At 66.7% G+C, this 19,449-nt stretch carries 18 protein-coding genes, 4 pseudogenes and 1 other annotated feature; of the genes and pseudogenes, 18 read left to right on the forward strand and 4 right to left on the reverse strand.

Annotation, left to right across the window (positions count from 1 at the left end; genetic code table 11):
* The first annotated feature begins 107 nt into the window (after nucleotides 1-107).
* The 6 genes and pseudogenes from EET10_RS09220 (at nucleotide 108) to EET10_RS09245 (ending at nucleotide 4,201) form a co-directional block, all read left to right on the forward strand.
* Nucleotides 108-527 carry a nuclear transport factor 2 family protein gene (locus EET10_RS09220; protein ID WP_036407158.1) on the forward strand — a complete coding sequence of 140 codons (420 nt, stop codon included), beginning with the start codon at nucleotides 108-110 and terminating at the stop codon, nucleotides 525-527.
* 229 nt (nucleotides 528-756) lie between these two features.
* Nucleotides 757-1,263 carry a 30S ribosomal protein S16 gene (gene rpsP, locus EET10_RS09225; RefSeq protein WP_036407042.1) on the forward strand — a complete coding sequence of 169 codons (507 nt, stop codon included), beginning with the start codon at nucleotides 757-759 and terminating at the stop codon, nucleotides 1,261-1,263.
* 8 nt (nucleotides 1,264-1,271) lie between these two features.
* Nucleotides 1,272-1,514: an RNA-binding protein gene (locus tag EET10_RS09230; RefSeq protein ID WP_003878715.1), complete on the forward strand. Its 243-nt coding sequence runs from the start codon at nucleotides 1,272-1,274 to the stop codon at nucleotides 1,512-1,514.
* Between the two features lie 25 nt (nucleotides 1,515-1,539).
* Nucleotides 1,540-2,073, forward strand: coding sequence for a ribosome maturation factor RimM (gene rimM / locus EET10_RS09235; protein ID WP_036407043.1), 534 nt, complete (start codon nucleotides 1,540-1,542; stop codon nucleotides 2,071-2,073).
* Nucleotides 2,074-2,088: 15 nt separating this feature from the next.
* Nucleotides 2,089-2,781, forward strand: a complete 693-nt coding sequence (gene trmD, locus EET10_RS09240) for a tRNA (guanosine(37)-N1)-methyltransferase TrmD (protein WP_036407046.1) — start codon at nucleotides 2,089-2,091, stop codon at nucleotides 2,779-2,781.
* 144 nt (nucleotides 2,782-2,925) lie between these two features.
* Nucleotides 2,926-4,201: pseudogene (locus tag EET10_RS09245) on the forward strand (IS3 family transposase).
* Nucleotides 3,198-3,327: a sequence feature (AL1L pseudoknot), on the forward strand. Its footprint overlaps the pseudogene before it by 130 nt.
* A gap of 346 nt (nucleotides 4,202-4,547) precedes the next feature.
* Here EET10_RS09245 and EET10_RS09250 read toward each other — a convergent pair.
* A complete protein-coding gene (locus tag EET10_RS09250; RefSeq protein WP_122502084.1) occupies nucleotides 4,548-5,495 on the reverse strand; it encodes a serine hydrolase in 948 nt (315 codons plus the stop codon).
* Between the two features lie 344 nt (nucleotides 5,496-5,839).
* Between EET10_RS09250 and rplS the strand changes: the two genes are divergently transcribed.
* From rplS to EET10_RS09270, 4 genes and pseudogenes are all read left to right on the forward strand, one after another.
* Nucleotides 5,840-6,181, forward strand: coding sequence for a 50S ribosomal protein L19 (gene rplS / locus EET10_RS09255; protein WP_023372313.1), 342 nt, complete (start codon nucleotides 5,840-5,842; stop codon nucleotides 6,179-6,181).
* Between the two features lie 229 nt (nucleotides 6,182-6,410).
* Nucleotides 6,411-7,124: pseudogene (lepB, locus tag EET10_RS09260) on the forward strand (signal peptidase I); the annotation flags it as partial.
* Between the two features lie 13 nt (nucleotides 7,125-7,137).
* Nucleotides 7,138-7,915, forward strand: a pseudogene (locus tag EET10_RS09265) (ribonuclease HII).
* Nucleotides 7,916-7,996: 81 nt separating this feature from the next.
* Nucleotides 7,997-8,302, forward strand: a complete 306-nt coding sequence (locus EET10_RS09270) for a DUF2469 domain-containing protein (RefSeq protein ID WP_012393608.1) — start codon at nucleotides 7,997-7,999, stop codon at nucleotides 8,300-8,302.
* A gap of 84 nt (nucleotides 8,303-8,386) precedes the next feature.
* On the opposite strand, the gene EET10_RS09275 is transcribed toward EET10_RS09270, so the two are convergent.
* Nucleotides 8,387-9,085, reverse strand: a complete 699-nt coding sequence (locus tag EET10_RS09275) for a GAF and ANTAR domain-containing protein (RefSeq protein ID WP_036407056.1) — start codon at nucleotides 9,083-9,085, stop codon at nucleotides 8,387-8,389.
* 126 nt (nucleotides 9,086-9,211) lie between these two features.
* A complete protein-coding gene (locus tag EET10_RS09280) occupies nucleotides 9,212-10,570 on the reverse strand; it encodes a WS/DGAT/MGAT family O-acyltransferase (RefSeq protein ID WP_122502085.1) in 1,359 nt (452 codons plus the stop codon).
* A 128-nt stretch (nucleotides 10,571-10,698) separates the two neighbouring features.
* Here EET10_RS09280 and EET10_RS09285 point away from each other — a divergent pair, with 128 nt between their 5' ends.
* From EET10_RS09285 to EET10_RS09320, 8 genes are all read left to right on the forward strand, one after another.
* Nucleotides 10,699-11,688: an NAD-dependent epimerase/dehydratase family protein gene (locus tag EET10_RS09285; protein WP_036407062.1), complete on the forward strand. Its 990-nt coding sequence runs from the start codon at nucleotides 10,699-10,701 to the stop codon at nucleotides 11,686-11,688.
* A 97-nt stretch (nucleotides 11,689-11,785) separates the two neighbouring features.
* Complete coding sequence (gene fdhD / locus EET10_RS09290; RefSeq protein WP_063468069.1) at nucleotides 11,786-12,607, forward strand: formate dehydrogenase accessory sulfurtransferase FdhD; 822 nt, start codon at nucleotides 11,786-11,788, stop codon at nucleotides 12,605-12,607.
* Nucleotides 12,608-12,726: 119 nt separating this feature from the next.
* Entirely contained in the window at nucleotides 12,727-13,104 is a 378-nt protein-coding gene (locus EET10_RS09295; RefSeq protein WP_036407067.1) for a YraN family protein, read from the forward strand.
* Complete coding sequence (locus tag EET10_RS09300) at nucleotides 13,104-14,615, forward strand: YifB family Mg chelatase-like AAA ATPase (protein WP_063468068.1); 1,512 nt, start codon at nucleotides 13,104-13,106, stop codon at nucleotides 14,613-14,615. The genes EET10_RS09295 and EET10_RS09300 overlap by 1 nt, the downstream gene beginning before the upstream one ends.
* Entirely contained in the window at nucleotides 14,612-15,778 is a 1,167-nt protein-coding gene (gene dprA, locus EET10_RS09305) for a DNA-processing protein DprA (RefSeq protein ID WP_063468067.1), read from the forward strand. The genes EET10_RS09300 and dprA overlap by 4 nt, the downstream gene beginning before the upstream one ends.
* 33 nt (nucleotides 15,779-15,811) lie before the next feature.
* On the forward strand, nucleotides 15,812-16,660 hold the full coding sequence (locus EET10_RS09310; RefSeq protein ID WP_036407070.1) for a siderophore-interacting protein: 849 nt from the start codon (nucleotides 15,812-15,814) through the stop codon (nucleotides 16,658-16,660).
* 23 nt (nucleotides 16,661-16,683) lie between these two features.
* Entirely contained in the window at nucleotides 16,684-17,856 is a 1,173-nt protein-coding gene (locus EET10_RS09315; RefSeq protein ID WP_036407073.1) for an alpha-hydroxy-acid oxidizing protein, read from the forward strand.
* A 31-nt stretch (nucleotides 17,857-17,887) separates the two neighbouring features.
* Entirely contained in the window at nucleotides 17,888-18,796 is a 909-nt protein-coding gene (locus tag EET10_RS09320; protein ID WP_122502086.1) for a tyrosine recombinase XerC, read from the forward strand.
* A 15-nt stretch (nucleotides 18,797-18,811) separates the two neighbouring features.
* Here EET10_RS09320 and EET10_RS30720 read toward each other — a convergent pair.
* Nucleotides 18,812-19,352 (reverse strand): annotated as a pseudogene (locus EET10_RS30720) (IS110 family transposase); the annotation flags it as partial.
* Nucleotides 19,353-19,449: the final 97 nt, after the last annotated feature.

Here is a 19,449-nt window from a genome sequence, read left to right on the forward strand (position 1 = left end):
GTGGACATCGGCCGCAGCAATACCGATCTCGACTTCCGGGACTCCATGGCGCGGTGGGATCGCTACCGACTGGAAACTCCGTCAGGCCGACGGTGTTGAATCAAACTGTGTTGAGCCTGGCCGAAATTTCTGACCGGTTGGAGATCCAGCAACTGTTGGTGGACTACTCCACCGCGATCGACTTGCGCCGATTCGACGATCTCGACACGGTGTTCACTCCAGACGCGTACATCGACTACCGCGCGCTGGGCGGTATCGACGGCCGCTATCCCGAAGTGAAGCAGTGGCTGGCTGAGGTGCTGCCGAACTTTCCCGTGTACGCGCACATGCTCGGCAACTTTTCGGTGCGCATCCACGGCGATACCGCGTCGTCGCGGGTGATCTGCTTCAACCCGATGGTGTTGCCGGGCGACCAGCAGCAGGTGCTGTTCTGCGGGCTGTGGTACGACGACGAGTTCGTGCGCACCCCCGAGGGCTGGCGGATGACGCGCCGCGTCGAATCGAAGGTGTTCCAAAAGGTGCTGTGACCGTGGCGACCGCGCTGCGCCCGGCCCGGATCCAACCGAGCCGCGCTTGCGATCGCCATGGATTTCCCCGGGGTCAGCGCCTTCTGGCACAATAGGCGGCTGTCCGGCGCGCGACCCACCTCTGTGGAAGTGCTCGCACGGCGGTCAGACACGCGAGGCAAAACCGGACCCCGGCATCCCGCCCTGGTCGCTGAATTGCAGCGTGACACACAGGAGAAGTCGCTTAATCATGGCTGTGAAGATCAAGCTCACCCGGCTTGGCAAGATCCGCAATCCGCAGTACCGCATCGCCGTCGCCGATGCTCGCACCCGCCGCGACGGCCGCTCGATCGAGGTCATCGGCCGGTACCACCCCAAGGAAGAGCCGAGCCTGATCGAGATCAATTCCGAGCGCGCCCAGTACTGGCTGTCGGTGGGTGCTCAGCCCACCGAACCCGTCCTCAAGCTGCTCAAGATCACCGGCGACTGGCAGAAGTTCAAGGGACTTCCGGGTGCGGAGGGCCGGTTGAAGGTTGCCCCGCCCAAGCCCAGCAAGCTCGAATTGTTCAACGCCGCGCTGGCCGCCGCAGAGGGCGCTCCCACCACCGAGGCCGCCAAACCGAAGAAGAAGTCGCCGGCCAAGAAGGCCGCCAAGGGTGCCCCAGAAGCCGGCGCCACCCCTGAAGCCGGCTCCGCGGCCGAGAAGACAGAAGCGCCCGCCGAGGGTGCCGAGCAGTCCGAGCCGACCGAAAGTTGACCGGCGCCATGAGCACGGTGGTAGTCGACGCTGTCGAGCACCTGGTCCGCGGGATCGTGGACAACCCCGACGATGTGCGGGTGGATATGGTGACCAGCCGTCGTGGACGAACGGTGGAGGTTCACGTGCACCCCGACGACCTGGGCAAGGTGATCGGCCGCGGAGGACGTACCGCGACCGCGCTACGCACGCTGGTTGCCGGTATCGGCGGCCGGGGCATCCGCGTCGACGTGGTGGACACCGACCAGTAGCTGAGCCCACGCTCATGGAGCACCCATGGAGCTGGTAGTCGGGCGTGTGGTGAAGGCGCACGGCATCAGCGGCGAACTCGTCGTCGAAATCCGCACCGACGATCCGGACACCCGGTTCGCCCCCGGAACGCAGTTGCGCGCCAAGAGTTCCCGCGACCCCGGCCAGGTGCGCGGCTATGTGATCGACAGCGTGCGCGACCATGGCGCGCGGCTGCTGGTGCGATTGGCCGGCGTCACCGACCGTGATGCGGCCGACGCGCTGCGCGGCAGTGTGTTCGTCATCGACTCCGACGACCTGCCGCCGATCGAGGAGGCCGACACCTACTACGACCACCAGCTGGAGGGTCTGCGAGTCCGCACGGCGGCGGGCCAGGACGTCGGCGTCGTCGCCGAGGTGCTGCACACCGCTGCCGGCGAGTTGTTGGCGGTGCGGCGTGCGGCTGGCAGCCAAAAGGGCGAGGTGTTGGTGCCGTTCGTTCGCGCCATCGTCACTTCCGTGTCACTGGAGGACGGCGTTCTGCAGATCGATCCGCCCGACGGTTTGTTGGATCTGAGCTAGCAGAGGCGTATCGACATGAAAATCGACATAGTCACGATTTTTCCCGGCTACCTGGACCCGCTGCGGCAGTCGTTGCCGGGCAAGGCAATTGCGTCAGGGTTGGTCGATTTGCAGGTGCACGACCTACGGCGGTGGACCCACGACGTACACCGCTCGGTGGATGATACGCCGTACGGCGGTGGCCCGGGAATGGTGATGAAGGCACCGGTATGGGGTGCGGCGATCGACGAAATATGTTCTGCGGAAACGCTTTTAGTAGTTCCCACGCCCGCTGGTGTGCTGTTCGACCAGGCTACCGCGCAACGTTGGAGCACTGAGCAGCACCTGGTGTTCGCCTGCGGCCGTTACGAGGGCATCGACCAGCGAGTCGTCGAGGACGCCGCCCGGCGGATGCGTGTGGCGGAGGTCTCGATCGGTGACTACGTACTGCCCGGGGGCGAGTCGGCGGCCGTGGTCATGATCGAGGCCGTGCTGCGGCTGCTGGCCGGGGTCCTGGGCAATCCCGATTCCGTCCAGCTTGATTCGCACTCGCCAGGTCTGGACGGGCTGCTGGAGGGCCCCAGCTACACCAGGCCACCGAGTTGGCGTGGTCTGGACGTGCCTGAGGTCCTGCTCTCCGGTGACCACGCCCGCATTGCCGCCTGGCGTCGTCAGGTCGCGCTACAGCGCACTCGCGAGCGGCGACCGGAATTGGCACCACCAGACTGAGACCCCACCGAGCTGAGGCCGCCGAGCAGCCGCAGACTCGCACACGGGGAGCCGGATCTGTGCGATTGTGTGTCTCACTCGAAAATGCGGTGTGAACCGTACCGGGTTTCTTGCACACCTTCTTCTGAGGGAAGGATGGGCACGATGCCGAGCAAGTACGACGAGAACACCAAGGCTAAGGCGGTTCGGTTGGTTCGCGAACACCGCGATGACTACGCCACGGAGTGGGCGGCGATGCGGGAGATCTCTGGCCGACTGGGGATGAGCGCGGAGACGCTGCGCAAGTGGGTGCGCCAGGCCGAGGTCGACGCAGGCGAGACGGCCGGGGTGTCCAGCGAAGAAAAACAAGAGCTGCGTGAGCTGCGCAGGAAGAACCGCGAGCTCGAAACCACAATCGAAATACTCAAGGCCGCAACGACTTTCTTCGCGCGGGAGTGCGACCCGCTACACCGCTGATCTGCGAGTTCATCGACGACCACAAGGACCGGTTCGGGGTCGTACCGATCTGCCGCGCCCTGGATACCCAGGGCGCGGCAGATCGCCCCGCGCACCTACTGGGCACACCGGGCAGCAGCACCGTCGAAACGGGCACTGTGGGACACCACGATCACCGAGATCCTGGCCGGCATCTACGAACCCGACGCCGACGGTAAACGACCGCCAGAATGCCTGTACGGCAGTGTGAAGATGTGGACGCATCTGCGCCGCCAGGGCATACCGGTGGCCCGCTGCACGGTAGAACCGCTGATGCGCACCAACAGCTGGCGCGGCGTGACCCGAACCCGCCGGGTGCGCACCACCGAGCGCGATCCGGCCGCCGAGCGGGCACCGGACCTGGTGGGTCGTCGCTTCCGGGTATCGCGGCCCGACGCCCTGCACGTGGCTGACTTCAAATGCCGACGTCCCCCTTGACGGTGGCGGGTTCGGCTATACCGCGTTCGTCATCGACGCCTACGCCGGCTTGATCCCCGGCTGGGAATGCTCGTTGACGAAGAACACCGCATTCGTCGAACGTGCCCTACGCTCTGCCGCCGCCCACCGAGCCCGCCAAGGCCATCCACTGACCGGGCAGACCATTCACCATGCGGACGCCGGGAGTCAGTATAGGGCAACACATTTCACCGAATCGCTGATATTGTCCGGGCTGATTCCGTCGATCGGCACCGTCGGGGACGCTCTGGACAACGCGCTGGCCGAAACGACGATCGGCCTGTACAAAACGGAGTGCGTCCGCCACGGCTCACCATTTCGCACCGGCCCGATCCGCACCCTGGCCGACCTGGAGAACATCACCTCCGCCTGGGTCCACTGGTACAACACCAGCAGGCTGATGCACCGTCTGGGCCGACGCCCACCGGCCGAAGCAGAGGCCCAGTACTACGCTCAACAACCGATCGGAGAGCACACCGGTCACACGTAACCAGGTGTTCACGAAACCCGGGATGATTCCTTCACCCAGAGTTGTTGTCGTGGAGCGTGTTTCGGGGAGAGTCAAACAAACAGGAGTCTCACTCACGTGCTCACAGGCAACAATCCACCGCCCCCGCACAACCACCGGGGTACTCTCGGCTCCCAAGCTGCTCGCCGTGCTCACCGGCACCACAGACGCAACGGGGTCCACCGAAACACCCCTCAAGCGTCGACCCCGCCGGCCCGCCAAACAACCACTTACCCAGCCGAACGGTCGGCACTAATTCTCATCCTCCACCGCGGGGCGACGCCCCCCGGACAGCTACTCGCGCCATGTCACGCGCTGTCGCAGCGGATTAGATACGCCCGTTCGGGAAGATCGTCCTGACGGCTTGGGTGATGGTTTCGCGTGCGGTGGCCTCGTCGGCAGCTTGCAGCGACTCGATCACCATGATGTAACGACGGTCGGAGCCCACGACACCGGTCGACAGGTGCATCCAGTTCGCCCCGATACAGCACATCCACCCTTGTTTGACCGCGACCGGCTCCGCGTACAACCCATCGGGAATGCCGAACCGCTGGGGATAGCCGTCGACGCCTGTCGGGGTGGAACGGGCCAGGTCGTTCACGATGAACCCGGCGCGGTCGAGCGGCAGTCCACCCGTGCCGTCGAGCAGCATTTCGTAGTAGCGGATCAGATCAGGTGAGGTACTGATCGTGTTCCACCAGCGCCCGTCGCTGGGCGGCATGGTCGACGTCAGTCCATACCGGGCGGCGACTTGGGTGATGGTGGCGTCGCCGCCGAGCTGATTCCAGAACCTCTCGGCGGCGCCATCGTCGGATGACCGCAGCATGAGGTCCAGAGCCTGGTGATCGTCCGCGGTGAGGGCGAGTTTGCCCTGTGATTCCTGCAGGAGCAACTGGTCGGCGATGAACAGTTTGGAGACCGAGGCGGTCGCGATGATCGAGGTGTTGCCGTTGGAGACCAGTTGCCGAGTCGCGCGATCGAGAACGGCGACCGACAAGGTAGCGCCCTCGGCGGCGGCCTGGTCGGTCGCCTGCTGGATGCGTTCCTGCACTCCGCTCAACCCGGCGCCGGGCAGCAGCGCATCCGGTGCGCCGGGCGGGGCGATCGCCCGCAACAACAGCTCGACGAGCTGCTGTTGCGGCTGGGCAGGGTAATGGGACGCGCTGTGATCAGGCGTGCTGTATGCCTTCGCCTGCACCTTCGCCTCACAAGCTGCAACCACGACCAATGCCACCGCCGCCGCGGCGGTGAGCATCGTCAGCGGCCGTGCTCGCATCCTTCTCCTCTTGCATCTTCCGGTATCGCGAAGACGTGCAGGTGGGCGGCCGCATTGCCATGTGCCCGGGCATCACGCAAAAGTGCGGGTCTGACTCATGCGGTTTGACCCCGTTCATATGTACCATTCGCCGGTGCTTGCGGGCGGGCGTGAACCACCCGGATTTCCTGTGATTTTCATGGCACGCACAGCGTCTGGCACAATTGACCAGTTGTCCGCGCAGGCAGGGTGTTCTCGCCTGCTGCGGCATACAGCCATAAGCCCGTACCCATCGGCTTGATAAGCGCCTCACGCCCGCGTGTCGGCGGTTCACCAGGCCGCGAACCGGAGGAAGTGTCTTTCCCATGAACAGGCTGGACTTCGTCGACAAGGCGTCGCTGCGCGACGACATCCCGGCCTTCAGCCCGGGCGACACCATCAACGTGCACGTCAAGGTCATCGAGGGCGCCAAGGAACGTATCCAGGTGTTCAAGGGCGTGGTGATCCGTCGGCAGGGCGGGGGTATCCGCGAGACGTTCACCGTACGTAAGGAAAGCTACGGCGTCGGCGTCGAACGGACTTTCCCCGTGCATTCCCCGAACATTGACCACATCGAGGTGGTGACCCGCGGCGACGTCCGCCGCGCCAAGCTGTACTACCTGCGCGAGCTTCGCGGCAAGAAGGCCAAGATCAAGGAAAAGCGCTGACCGGCACTGCCGTGGTAACCGGGGCGGCCCTGACGCGCCAGTCGCGAAGGACACGGCGCGTGCTGGCTACGCTGATCCCGTGACCGAAACCACGGACTCTCCGTCTGAGCGCGAGCCCGGCGCTGATCAGGCGGCATCGAAGCCGTCTGGCCCCGAATCTGACATCACCGGCGAGACAACCCGGCCAGCAGGCACGGGTGAGTCCACAGAAGCCGACAACGGCGCATCCAAGCCGGCCAAGAAGTCGACGCTGCGGGAACTTGCCACCCTGACGGTGATCGCGGTGGTGCTCTATTACGTGATGTTGACGTTCGTGGCGCGTCCTTACCTGATTCCTTCGGAATCGATGGAGCCCACCCTGCACGGGTGTTCGACCTGCGTCGGTGACCGCATTCTGGTGGACAAGCTCACCTACCGCTTCAGCTCGCCCAAACCCGGCGATGTCATCGTCTTCAGGGGACCGCCCTCGTGGAACGTGGGTTACAAGTCGATTCGCTCGAGCAACACCCTGGTCCGCTGGGTGCAGAACGCGCTGTCGTTCATCGGCTTCGTGCCTCCCGACGAAAACGACCTGGTGAAGCGCGTCATCGCGGTCGGTGGGCAAACGGTCCAGTGCCGCTCGGACACCGGCTTGACGGTCAACGGCAAACCCCTCAGGGAGCCATACCTCGATCCGACCACCATGATGGCCGACCCGTCGGTCTACCCGTGCCTGGGCAGCGAGTTCGGACCGGTGACCGTTCCCCTCGGGCGACTGTGGGTCATGGGCGACAACCGGACCCACTCGGCGGATTCACGCGCTCACTGTCCGATGATGTGCACCGGGGATCCCATGGCGGGCACCGTGCCGATATCCAACGTGATCGGTAAGGCCCGCTTCATCGTTTGGCCGCCGTCGCGATGGGGTGTGGTGCGGTCGGTGAACCCGCAACAAGGACAGTAGCCGTGGCTGGAGTATGAATAAGACCTGGCCACCACGGACGGTGATCCGCAAAGCCGGGGGTTTGCGGGGGATGCGAACCTTGGAGTCTGCGCTGTACCGCAGCGGGCTGGGCCCGGTCGCGGGGGTGGACGAGGTGGGGCGCGGCGCCTGCGCCGGCCCGCTGGTGGTGGCGGCGTGCGTGCTGGGCCCGAATCGCTTGGAAAGCCTTGCCGCTCTGGATGATTCGAAGAAGCTTACCGAGAAGGCGCGGGAGAAGCTGTTTCCGTTGATCTGCCGTTATGCCCTGGCCTACCACGTGGTGTTCATCCCGTCGGTAGAGGTCGACCGGCGCGGCGTGCACGTGGCCAACATCGAAGGAATGCGGCGCGCGGTGGCCGGGCTGGCGGTACGACCCGGCTACGTGCTGAGCGACGGCTTCCGAGTGCCCGGGTTGGCCGTGCCGTCGCTGCCGGTGGTCGGGGGCGACGCGGCGGCCGCGTGTATTGCCGCGGCCAGCGTGCTGGCGAAGGTCAGCAGAGACCGATTGATGGTCACGATGGATGCGCACTACCCGGGATACGGTTTCGCCGAGCATAAGGGCTATAGCACGCCCGCACACACCCTCGCGCTGGCCCGGCTGGGTCCTTGCCCCGAGCATCGTTACTCCTTTATCAACGTCCGCCGGGTTGCGGACGGATCGGACGTCCGGGTGCTGACCGAGTGCGATCCGGACCCTCCGGAAGAGCGCGGCGAAGTCCGGTGAGGAAAGATGGTGCGCGAGTTCCCGCCCGGCGACGTTTCGCGCCGTGTAGCACTCAGGGCTCGGCGGGACCCTGGGCCGGGGAGTCAGGCATATTGGCTGGGAGAAGGACGTCTGAGCAGATGAGTGGCAGATGAGTGCAGAGGATCTCGAAAAGTACGAAACCGAGATGGAGCTCTCGCTGTACCGCGAATACAAGGACATCGTCGGCCAGTTCAGCTATGTCGTGGAAACGGAGCGACGCTTCTACCTGGCGAACAGCGTGGAGATGGTGCCGCGTAACGCCGACGGCGAGGTGTATTTCGAGCTGCGACTGGCCGACGCGTGGGTATGGGATATGTACCGGCCCGCTCGGTTCGTCAAGCAGGTTCGGGTGGTCACCTTCAAGGACGTCAACATCGAGGAAGTGGAGAAGCCCGAGCTGCGGCTGCCCGAATAACCCCCGTGTGGCGAGCAGTCGCATATGCTCCTGCCGGCCCGGCGTGTCGCGGGCTTTTGCGGCTGCTCGGCAGAAGACCGCTGGCTACTGATCCTGGGGCGGCAGCTGGCCCCGGTTCTCGATGACCTTGCGCGCCACGTCCGCCAATTTGATATTCAGGCTCTGGGAATGGCGCCGCAGCACGTCGAACGCGTGGTCCTCGGTCATGTCGTGCAGCAACATCAACATGCCAACCGCCTTGCCGATCTCGCGGTTGCTGAGCAGCCCTCGGCGCAGGCTGGCGGCGTCTTCCCCGTGGGCGACGGCGTTGACGGCCACACTGGCGAACGAGGCAAGTACCGCCGCCCGCCCGGCGGATTCGGTGTCGAAGCGATTGGGGGCATCGGCGAACAGGTTGAGCGCGGCGGCTTTGCGTTTGTCGATTTGCAGCCGGAAGCCCATGGCGCCGCGCACCGGCGTATCGGCGACCAGCGCGGCCGCGAACTTGGGCCACTGGCTGGGCGTGGTCAGGTCTGTTTCGATCTGCGGGGTTTCTTCCTCGATCGCGTCGATGCACGGGCCGTCGCCGGCGCGCCGTTCGATTTCGTCGATGCGCTGTGCCAGCCGGTCGCTGGCGCCGACGGTGACGTAGCGGTCGTTGGTCTTCACCAGCATGCTGGCGTGGTCGCAGCCGGGAACGATCAACGTCGCCGCGACGCAGATGGCGGCGTAGATCTCGGACGGATTCGCCCCTTGATAGATGATCTCGGCCAGGGCGGAAAAGACGGTGGCCGGATCGGCCATCGTCCCGCCCGGTGTCGAGCCCTGGGAGCTGCGCTTCGGTGTGCCCGCCACGTCCCTCCCTCACTTCAGCTGCCGGGACCGGCGCCCCGACGTGCTGGCCGTAGATTACCGGCCACGGTTATGTGCTCAAGCTCCGACAGCACGTTCCAACTCTTTCAGCGATGTCTCGAGGTGGCCCAGCATGCGCTGCAGATGTGGCACGCTGCGTCTGCAGCCGACGAGCCCGAAGTCCAGATTAGCGGCGTTGTTGGTGACCGTGATGTTCATGGCCTGACCGTCGAGCGCGATGGACAACGGATAATTCCCGACCAGCTGGGCGCCCCGCCAGTACAGTGGGTCGGCGGCGCCGGGCACATTCGAAACGACGATGTTGAACGGCGGCGGAGCGGTAGCAACGAAGCCGGGAATCAGCCCTAAGACCAGACCGCCGGTGAGAAAAACCGACAGCGCCAGCTGCTGGACGCGGGGCAGCTGGCTGAACACTTCCTTGTTGTCGCGCATCGACTGGTTGATGGCGTATAGACGGACCGCCGGGTCCTCGATATGGGTGCTGAGGTTGCACAAGACCGTGCCCACCATGTTTCCGCCGCGCTCGGCGTCGCCTTCCTTTCGCAGGCTCACCGGGACCATGGCGATCAGCGGCGTGTCGGGTAGTGCGTGCTGGTCAATCAGGTAGGCGCGCAGGGCGCCGGCCGACATGGCCAGCACGACGTCGTTGACGGTCACGTTGGCGGCGTTCTTCACCGCCTTGATTCGATCCAGCGACCATGACTGTGCGGCAACCCGCCGCGCTCCGCCGATCCGGACGTTGAACATGGTCTTGGGAGCCCGGAACGGTAGCGTGAGTTGCTGCTCCAGCAAGCCGGCTCGTGCCAGGGACAGCGTCGACGGCGCCAGGGCCGCCGCCGACCCGACCGTCTGGGTGAGCAGCTGAAGCGGCGAAGATTTCCGGCCGGTATTGGTGCGTTCTCGCGGCTTCAGCGTCCACGGCACCCGGATTTCGTCGTCGTCGGGGTTTGTGGTCAATGCCCGCTGCATCAACTTCTGCGCCGACACACCGTCCTGCAGCGAATGGTGGAACTTGACGTAGACGGCGTAGCGGCCGTCGTTGAGGCCTTCCACCAGGTGTGCTTCCCATAGTGGCCGGTGTCGGTCGAGCAGGCTGCCGTGCAGCCGTGACGCCAGCTCCAGCAGCTCGCGTACCCGGCCCGGCCGAGGCAGCGCGGACCGGCGGAAGTGGTAGTCGAGTTCGACGTTCTTGTCGAAAGTCCACGCCAGGTTGGTGACAGCGCTGAAGAACGCCGGATGCTTGCAGAACATCGGCTGGATTCCGGTGCAATGGAGCATGGCCTCATAGGCTTCGGTCACGAAGTTTTCGTCAGCATGCTCCGGCGGCTGGAAGAGTTGCAGGGCGCCGACGTGCATCGGATGCTCGCGCGATTCGCCGAGCAGAAACATCGAATCGGTCGGCGTTATCAGCTTCATGTCCGTCTCCCGCGGTTGGCCTGTACAAGCGGGATAGCCACCCGCAGCGTGTGGCACACATTAGTCCGACATCAGTCGGACCCGATCGAAGCGTTTGGACGCCGGTGTCGCGGGGGAATCCAACGTCAATGGGAGTTACCGTCGCCGTTACCGGGCCGACCGGAGAGATCGGCATCTCGGCGGTGACGGCGCTCGAGCGCGAACCGGCGGTGGAGAAGATTGTCGGGATGGCGCGCCGGCCGTTCGACCCGACGGTGCACGGGTGGACGAAAACCGTTTATCAGCAGGGCGACATCCTCGATCGCGACATGGCAGACGCGTTGGTCGCCCAGGCCGACGTGGTAGTCCACTTGGCGTTCATCATCATGGGCTCACGCGCGGAGAGTGCACGGGTCAACCTGGAAGGCACCCGAAACGTGTTCGAGGCCACGGTTGCCGCGCGGCGGCCACGGCGACTGGTCTACACGTCCTCGGTCGCCGCCTACGGCTACCACTCCGACAACCCGGTACCACTGACCGAGGACACGCCCGCGCGCGGATCGCCCGAGCACTACTACTCCGAGCAGAAGGCGTCCTGCGAGGCCGAACTGGCCGAAATCACCAAAGGTTCGTCGCTGCAAGTGTTCGTCCTGCGGCCATGCATTGTCGCCGGACCCCACGCCCACGCGTTGGCCGAGGCGATACCGTGCAACCAGCTGCCGGCCCCGGTGCGGGCCTTGAGCAAGGCGCTGCCGATGTTGAAGCCGATCGTGCCCGATCCCGGTTTTCCGTTGCAGCTGGTGCACCACGACGACGTCGCGGCCGCGATCGCGCTGGCCGCCACCGCTCCGGTACCGCCGGGGGCATACAACATCGCTGCCGACGGCACGGTGACGGTGACGGATGTGGCCAAGGCGCTGGGCGGCCGCCCGGTAAGGGTGCCCGCCGCCGCGGCGTCGGCGGCCTCGGCGGCAACGGCGGCAATTTCGCGATTGCCGATGGTTCCGTCCATGCTCGAGTGGCTGCATGTCGCACGGACCTCGGTGGTGATGGACACCACCAAGGCCAAACGCGACCTCGGTTGGCGCCCGACGCACTCCTCGGCGGAGACCTTGGCGGCGCTGGCTTCGTCCATCTGACACCGGTTGGCCGGGACGACGGCCGTCCCTTGGTCGGGTACGTTGAGGCCGTGTTTAGGCGCTCGGCCGCGGTGTCAGCGGAACCTGAAATGGCCCGGTGAGGCGTGTAACGGCACGCCGGCGGGTTAAACGCTTCGCCGCCGATCAAGTGAGCACCCGACCGGAAACCCTGGTGGTCGAGGAGCCGCTGGAGATCCGCGTCAACGGTGTGCCGGTCACCGTGACCATGCGCACGCCCGGCTCGGATTTCGAACTGGCGCAAGGGTTTTTGCTTACAGAAGGGGTGATCGCCGGTCGCGCCGACGTGCTGACGGTTCGTTACTGCGATGGCCGCGGTGCGGATCGGGTCAACACCTACAACGTTGTTGACGTGACGCTGGCGCCCGGGGTAGGTCAGCCCGATCTGGACGTCACCCGCAACTTCTACACCACCTCGTCGTGCGGGGTGTGCGGCAAGGCGTCTCTGGAAGCGGTCCGGCTGATCACCCAGTTCTCACCGGGTCACGACCCCGCCACCGTCACGGTCGCGACCCTGAAGGCGATGCCCGGCCGACTTCGCGCTGCCCAGAAAGTGTTCGCCAGCACCGGCGGGCTGCACGCCGCGGCGTTATTCGGCGTGGACGGCACCATGTTTGCCGTGCGCGAGGACATCGGCCGGCACAACGCGGTCGACAAGGTCATCGGTTGGGCTCTGCAACAGGGCCGGGTGCCGCTGTCGGCCTCGGCACTGCTGGTCAGCGGCCGCGCGTCGTTCGAGCTGACCCAGAAGGCGCTGATGGCCGGGATTCCGGTGTTGGCCGCGGTTTCCGCGCCGTCGTCGCTGGCGGTCTCGCTGGCCGAGGAGTCCGGGATCACGCTGGTGGCATTCCTGCGGGAGGACTCGATGAATGTCTATACCCGGCCCGACCGCATCACTTAGCGGGATGTGATCGGCGTTCTTGGGGATGAGCGCGCGGCTGTGGATAACTGCGCCGTTCCTGGGTGCCGAGGGGTCCGGTGCTGACTTGGCTGTCGGGACGGGCATGCAGATTGACCGGCATGACGACGCAGAGGACTTTGACGCGGGCCCAGATTGGGGCGCTGGGCGAGCAACTGGCCGTGGACCATCTGACCGGTCTGGGGTTGCGGATCTTGAACCGCAACTGGCGCTGCCGGTACGGCGAACTCGATGTGATCGCCTGCGATCCAGGCGCCCGATCGGTGGTGTTTGTTGAGGTCAAGACCCGCACCGGCGACGGCTATGGCGGGTTGGCGCACGCGGTGACCGAGCCGAAGGTTCGCCGACTGCGTCGGCTGGCCGGGCTGTGGCTGGCCGGGCAGGACCGACGCTGGGCGGCGGTCCGCATCGATGTGATCGGCGTGCGGATCGGCCGGCGGCGGGCACCGGAGCTCACCCACCTGAAGGGGATCGGCTGATGGCGCTGGGACGGGCGTTTTCGGTGGCGGTGTGCGCGCTGGACGGCCAAATCGTGGAGATTGAAGCCGACATCACCTCGGGGCTGCCCGGTGTTCATCTGGTCGGTCTGCCCGACGCGGCCTTGCAGGAGTCACGCAACCGGGTCCGTGCCGCCGTCACCAATTGCAGCAACAGCTGGCCCCAGGCGCGGCTGACGCTTGCCCTGTCGCCGGCGACGCTGCCGAAGATGGGATCGGTCTACGACCTGGCCCTGGCGGCGGCGGTGCTGTCGGCGCAGCGAAAGAATCCGTGGCACCGCCTGGAGAAGACCGTGCTGCTGGGGGAGTTGTCGTTGGACGGACGGGTCCGGGCGGTCCGCGGCGTGCTCCCCGCCGTGCTGGCGGCCAAACGCGACGGCTGGCCGGGCGTCGTCGTTCCGGCGGACAATCTGGCTGAGGCCAGCCTGGTAGACGGTATCGACGTCTGGGGTGTCCGTTCCCTGGGTCAACTGCGGAGCTGGCTGAACGGTGCAGCCGGTTTGGGTGACAGGATCGTGCCGGCGGTCACCGTCGAGGAGCGATCGGCTGATCTGGCCGATGTCGTGGGCCAATCGCAAGCGCGGTTCGCGGTCGAGGTGGCCGCGGCCGGCGGCCACCACCTCATGTTGACCGGCCCGCCCGGAGTGGGCAAAACCATGCTGGCGCAACGTCTTCCGGGACTGCTGCCGCCGTTGTCGGACAGCGAGTCGCTGGAGGTCACCGCGATCCACTCGGTGGCCGGCCTGCTGTCGGAGAACACGCCGCTGATCACCCGGCCGCCGTTCGTGGCGCCGCACCACAGTTCGACCGTGGCAGCCCTTGTCGGCGGGGGTTCGGGGATGGCCCGTCCGGGAGCGGTGAGCCGGGCCCATCGCGGCGTGTTGTTCTTGGACGAGTGCGCCGAGATCAGCGTCAGCGCACTGGAGGCGCTGCGAACTCCCTTGGAGGACGGCGAGATTCGACTTGCTCGGCGCGACGGCGTGGCGTGCTACCCGGCCCGGTTCCAGCTCGTGCTGGCTGCCAACCCGTGCCCGTGTGCGCCGGCGGATCCAGCGGACTGCATCTGCGCCGCCGCCGTCAAGAGGCGTTACCTGGGGAAGCTGTCGGGACCACTGCTGGACCGGGTGGACCTGAGGGTGCAGATGCATCCGGTGCGGGCGGGGGCGATGTCGGCCGCCGAAGGGGAGCCGACCTCGCAGGTTCGCCATCGCGTGGCGTCAGCTCGAGACGCCGCCGCGCAGCGATGGCAACCGCACGGTTTCGCCACCAACGCCGAGGTCAGCGGGCCGTTGCTGCGGCGCAAGTTCCGGCCCGGCAATGCAGCGATCGCGCCACTGCGCAGGGCCCTGGATCGTGGACTGCTGAGCATTCGCGGCGTAGATCGCACGTTGCGGGTCGCGTGGAGTTTGGCGGACTTGGCCGGCCGGGGCTCGCCGAGCCTCGAGGATGTCGCCACCGCGCTGAGCTTTCGGCAGCCGGGAGCCTCGCGATGACCGCAGCGGCCGACGTGTTGCGGGCCTGGGCCTACCTGTCACGGGTTGCAGAGCCGCCCTGTGCGGAACTCGCCGCCTTGGTGCGCTGTGTCGGCCCGCTGGAGGCGGCAGATCGGGTGCGGCGCGGGCTGGTCGACGGCGACTTGGCGCGCCACACCCAGGCCAGGCGCGGCATCGACCGGGCGGCAGCAGACATTGAACTGCTCATGCGCCGCGGCGGACGACTGATCACGCCCGACGACGACGAATGGCCGGTGCTCGCCTTTGCAGCGTTCGGTGGCTCTGCAGCGCGCGCCAAGCCGTACAGCGGTTCGCCGATGGTCTTGTGGGCACGGGGCCCCGCGCGCCTTGACGAGGTGGTGCCGCGTGCCGCCGCCGTCGTCGGCACCCGGGCCGCGACTGCCTACGGCGAGCACATCGCGACAGATTTGTCCGCTGGCTTGGCCGAGCGTGACGTTGCCGTCATCTCCGGCGGCGCGTACGGCATCGATGGCGCAGCCCACCGCGCAGCACTCGATTGCGATGGCATCACCGTGGCCGTGCTGGCCGGTGGGATCGACGTGGCTTATCCGGCTGGGCATTCGTCGCTGTTGCACCGCATCGGCGAGCACGGGCTGCTGATCACCGAATACCCGCCTGGTGTGCGTCCGGCCCGCTACCGGTTCCTGACCCGCAACCGGCTGGTGGCCGCTGTCGCGGGTGCGGCGGTGGTGGTGGAAGCGGGCCTGCGCAGCGGTGCGGCCAATACCGCGGCCTGGGCCCGGGCGTTGGGCCGTGCGGTGGGTGCGGTCCCGGGGCCGGTGACGTCTTCGGCTTCGGCCGGCTGCCATGTGCTGCTGCGTGATGGCGCGGAATTGATCACCCGAGTCGACGACATTGTCGAGCTCGTCGGTCACATCGGTGAGCTGGCCGCCGAATTGCCGCGGCCCGGCACGCTCTTCGACGGCCTGAGTGAACCCGAACGTCGGGTGTATGAAGCGTTGCCCGGCCGCGGCGCCGCAACTGTCGACGAGATCGCCGCCGCTTCGGGGCTGCTGCCAGAGCAGGTGCTGGGACAGCTGGCAATCCTCGAGGTGACCGGGCTGGCTCGGCGCGACGATGGCCGTTGGCGCGTCGTCCGTGCCGATCGGGCCCGGGCGGGTTCCTCAGGCCGGCTCGTATAGTCGACAAAGGGTCGGGTTCGGACAGGAGGATACGTGGCAGGTCGACCACTGCACACCTTCGACGTCGTTGGCACCCGGCAACTCGCGCCGCATCTGGTCCGGGTGCGGCTCGGCGGCAGCGGCTTCGACACGTTCGTTCCCAACGATTTCACCGACTCCTACGTCAAGCTGGTCTTCGTCGCCGACGATGTCGATGTGGCAGGACTGCCCCGGCCGCTGACCATGGACAGCTTTGCCGGCCTGCCGCCCGCCAAGCAGCCGTCGGTACGGACCATGACCGTCCGCCGAGTAGACACCGCGGCGCGCGAAATCGCGATCGACATCGTGGTGCACGGCGAACACGGGGTGGCCGGTCCATGGGCGGCTGCGGTGGCACCCGGTCAGCAGATGTACCTGATGGGGCCGGGCGGCGCTTACGCACCCGATCCGGCCGCCGACTGGCATCTGCTGGCCGGCGACGAATCCGCGCTCCCAGCCATTGCCGCCGCGCTGGAAGCGTTGCCCGCCAAAGCGGTTGGCCAGGCATTCATCGAAGTGGCCGGCCCCGACGACGAGATCGAATTGATTTCACCGCAGTCGGTGGACGTGCACTGGGTCTACCGCGGCGGTCGCGCGGATCTGGTTCCCGAGGACCGCGCGGGCGATCACGCACCACTGATCGAGGCGGTTACCACCGCTCAGTGGCTGCCAGGTCAGGTGCAGGTGTTCATCCATGGTGAGGCGCAAGCCGTCATGCACAACTTGCGGCCCTACATCCGCAAAGAGCGCGGCGTGGAAGCCACATGGGCGTCATCGATCTCCGGTTACTGGCGGCGGGGACGCACTGAAGAGACCTTCCGGCAATGGAAGAAGGAACTGGCTGAGGCCGAAGCCGGCAGCTGAACGCCGGCTGGCATTCTCATCCCATGGCATACCGGCCCCACTTCGGTGACTACCAGAACGAGATCTATTTCCAGGGCCTGGCCGGGGTGGTGCCGTCGCTGCCGATGGTGTTCGCGGAGCTGGAGGCAAAGGCCGGGGTAGCCCTGCCGCCGTCGGTGTGGTCCTACGTCGCCGGGGGAGCGGGCGACGAGCGCACCCAGCGGGCTAACCGGGAGGCCTTCGATCGCTGGGGTTTGGTGCCGCGCATGTTCGTCGGCGCCGCCAAGCGCGACCTGTCCGTCGAGCTGTTCGGCCTGACCTTGCCGTCGCCGCTGTTCATGGCACCGATCGGGGTCATCGGGTTGTGCGCCCAGGACGGCCACGGCGACCTGGCCACCGCACGCGCGGCGGCCCGCACCGGCGTCCCGATGGTCGCCTCGACTCTCACCGTCGACCCCATGGAAGACGTCGCCGCCGTGTTCGGTGATACGCCCGGGTTCTTTCAGCTGTACACCCCGGCCGACCGCGAATTGGCCGCCAGCCTGGTACGCCGCGCCGAAACGGCCGGTTTCAAAGGCATCGTCGTCACGCTCGACACCTGGGTCACCGGCTGGCGGCCGCGCGACCTCGGCACGGCGAACTTCCCGCAGCTGCGTGGCCACTGCCTGGCCAACTACACCAGCGACCCGGTTTTCCGCGCCAGCCTGCCGCGCCCGCCGGAAGAGGACCGGCAGGGCGCGGTGCTGCGCTGGGCGCAGGTCTTCGGACAGCCGCTTTCCTGGGACGACCTCAGCTGGCTGCGTTCGCTGACCGAACTTCCCCTGATCGTCAAGGGCATCTGCCACCCCGATGACGCCCGGCGCGCCAAGGACGGCGGCGTCGACGGCATCTACTGCTCCAACCACGGCGGCCGGCAAGCCAACGGCGGCCTGCCCGCGCTGGACTGTTTACCGGCCGTTGTCGAGGCCGCCGACGGGCTGCCGGTGCTGTTCGACTCGGGGATTCGCAGCGGCGCCGACGTCACCAAGGCGCTCGCGATGGGCGCGACCGCCGTCGGCGTCGGCCGTCCCTACGCTTACGGTCTGGCGCTGGGCGGAGTCGACGGCATCGTGCACGTATTGCGCATGATGCTTGCCGAAGCCGACCTGATCATGGCCGTCGACGGTTACCCGACGCGCAAAGATCTCACCCCGGAAACACTGCGGCGCGTCGACTGAATCGCGGCACCGCGTCTGCGACGGTGAGGGCGTGCCGGATAAGGACGACGCAATCCTCGAAGAGTTCGACGACTACCTGGCGCTGCAATGCGGACGGTCGGCGCACACCCGCCGGGCATATCTGGGCGACCTGCGGTCGCTGTTCGCCTTTCTGGCCGATCGCGGGTCCGCCCTGGAAACGCTGAGCCTGCCGCTGCTGCGGGCATGGTTGGCCACTGCAGCCGGCGCGGGAGCCGCACGCACCACGCTGGCCCGGCGCACGTCGGCGGTCAAGGCATTCACGGCATGGGCGATCCGACGTGGATTGCTGACCGGCGACCCGGCCGCCCGGTTGCAGGTTCCGAAGGCGCACCGTACGTTGCCCGCCGTGCTGCGGCAGGATCAGGCGTTGGCGGCGATGACGGCCGCGAAGTCCGGTGCCGAGCAGGGTGATCCGCTGGCCTTGCGGGACAGGTTGATCGTCGAGTTGCTCTATGCCACCGGAATTCGGGTGAGCGAACTGTGCGGCCTGGACATCGACGACGTCGACACCGGGCATCGGGTGGTGCGGGTGCTCGGTAAGGGCAACAAGCAGCGCACCGTGCCTTACGGACGGCCCGTTGCTGAGGCGTTGCAGGCATGGCTGGCCGACGGCCGTCCCGCGCTCGTCACGGCCGAGTCTGGGCCGGCCCTACTGCTGGGCGCCCGGGGACGGCGGCTCGACGTGCGGCAGGCGCGCACCGTGGTGCACCAAACCGTCGCCGCGGTGAACGGCGCGCCTGATATCGGGCCGCACGGGCTGCGGCACAGTGCAGCCACACATCTCCTCGAAGGTGGTGCCGACCTGCGGGTTGTCCAGGAGTTGCTAGGCCATTCCAGTCTGGCCACCACGCAGCTCTATACCCATGTCGCGGTAAACCGGCTGCGGGCGGTGCACGATCAGGCCCACCCCCGGGCCTAGCCCGGCGACTCGAGACATGCGGGCATCGAGACGGGCGATGTCGGCTTCGTGGGCATCAATCCGATCCAGACATAGCCGCACCAGGAACGCGTGGTGATCGTTGAACCGTCCCCGCAGCGCTTCGGTCAGTGCGGGAATCTTCTTGCGCAGCTGCCGTTTAGCCAGATCGCCAACACGACCGGGTCGTGTTGGCCTGCGATGAGCGCTTCGCGCATCGCCCGCCCCGACACCCCAGTGATCTCACACGCCACCGACGACCGTTTGATCCCGGTATCTTCCATCAGTGTCTCGAGCCGCCCAATCTCTTTGGTGCGGGCCTGGGCGATGGTGGTGCGGGCCCGGGTCAGATCCCGCAACACCCGAAAGGGTTCGGGGGGCACGAACGAGGCACGCACCAGGCCATGAGCACCCAGATCAGCCAGCCAGGCCGGATCCGAGACGTCTTGCGTCCGGGCACGTTGCGGGTATGGCGGGCGTTGACCAGCATCACCTTCAGTGCGTCGTCGAGCAGAAAGTAGAACGGCTTCCAGTACGCCACGGTCGACTCGATCACCACGCAGGTGGGGCCAAAAGAGTGCCGCCGGAGTCGGAGACTCCTGTGGCTACTGCTACCGGTGTGGCGTCTGTCGACTGCTGGCGGCGAGCACCAAGAA

It is taken from the genome of Mycobacterium pseudokansasii (assembly GCF_900566075.1).
Classification (GTDB): Bacteria; Actinomycetota; Actinomycetes; order Mycobacteriales; family Mycobacteriaceae; genus Mycobacterium; species Mycobacterium pseudokansasii.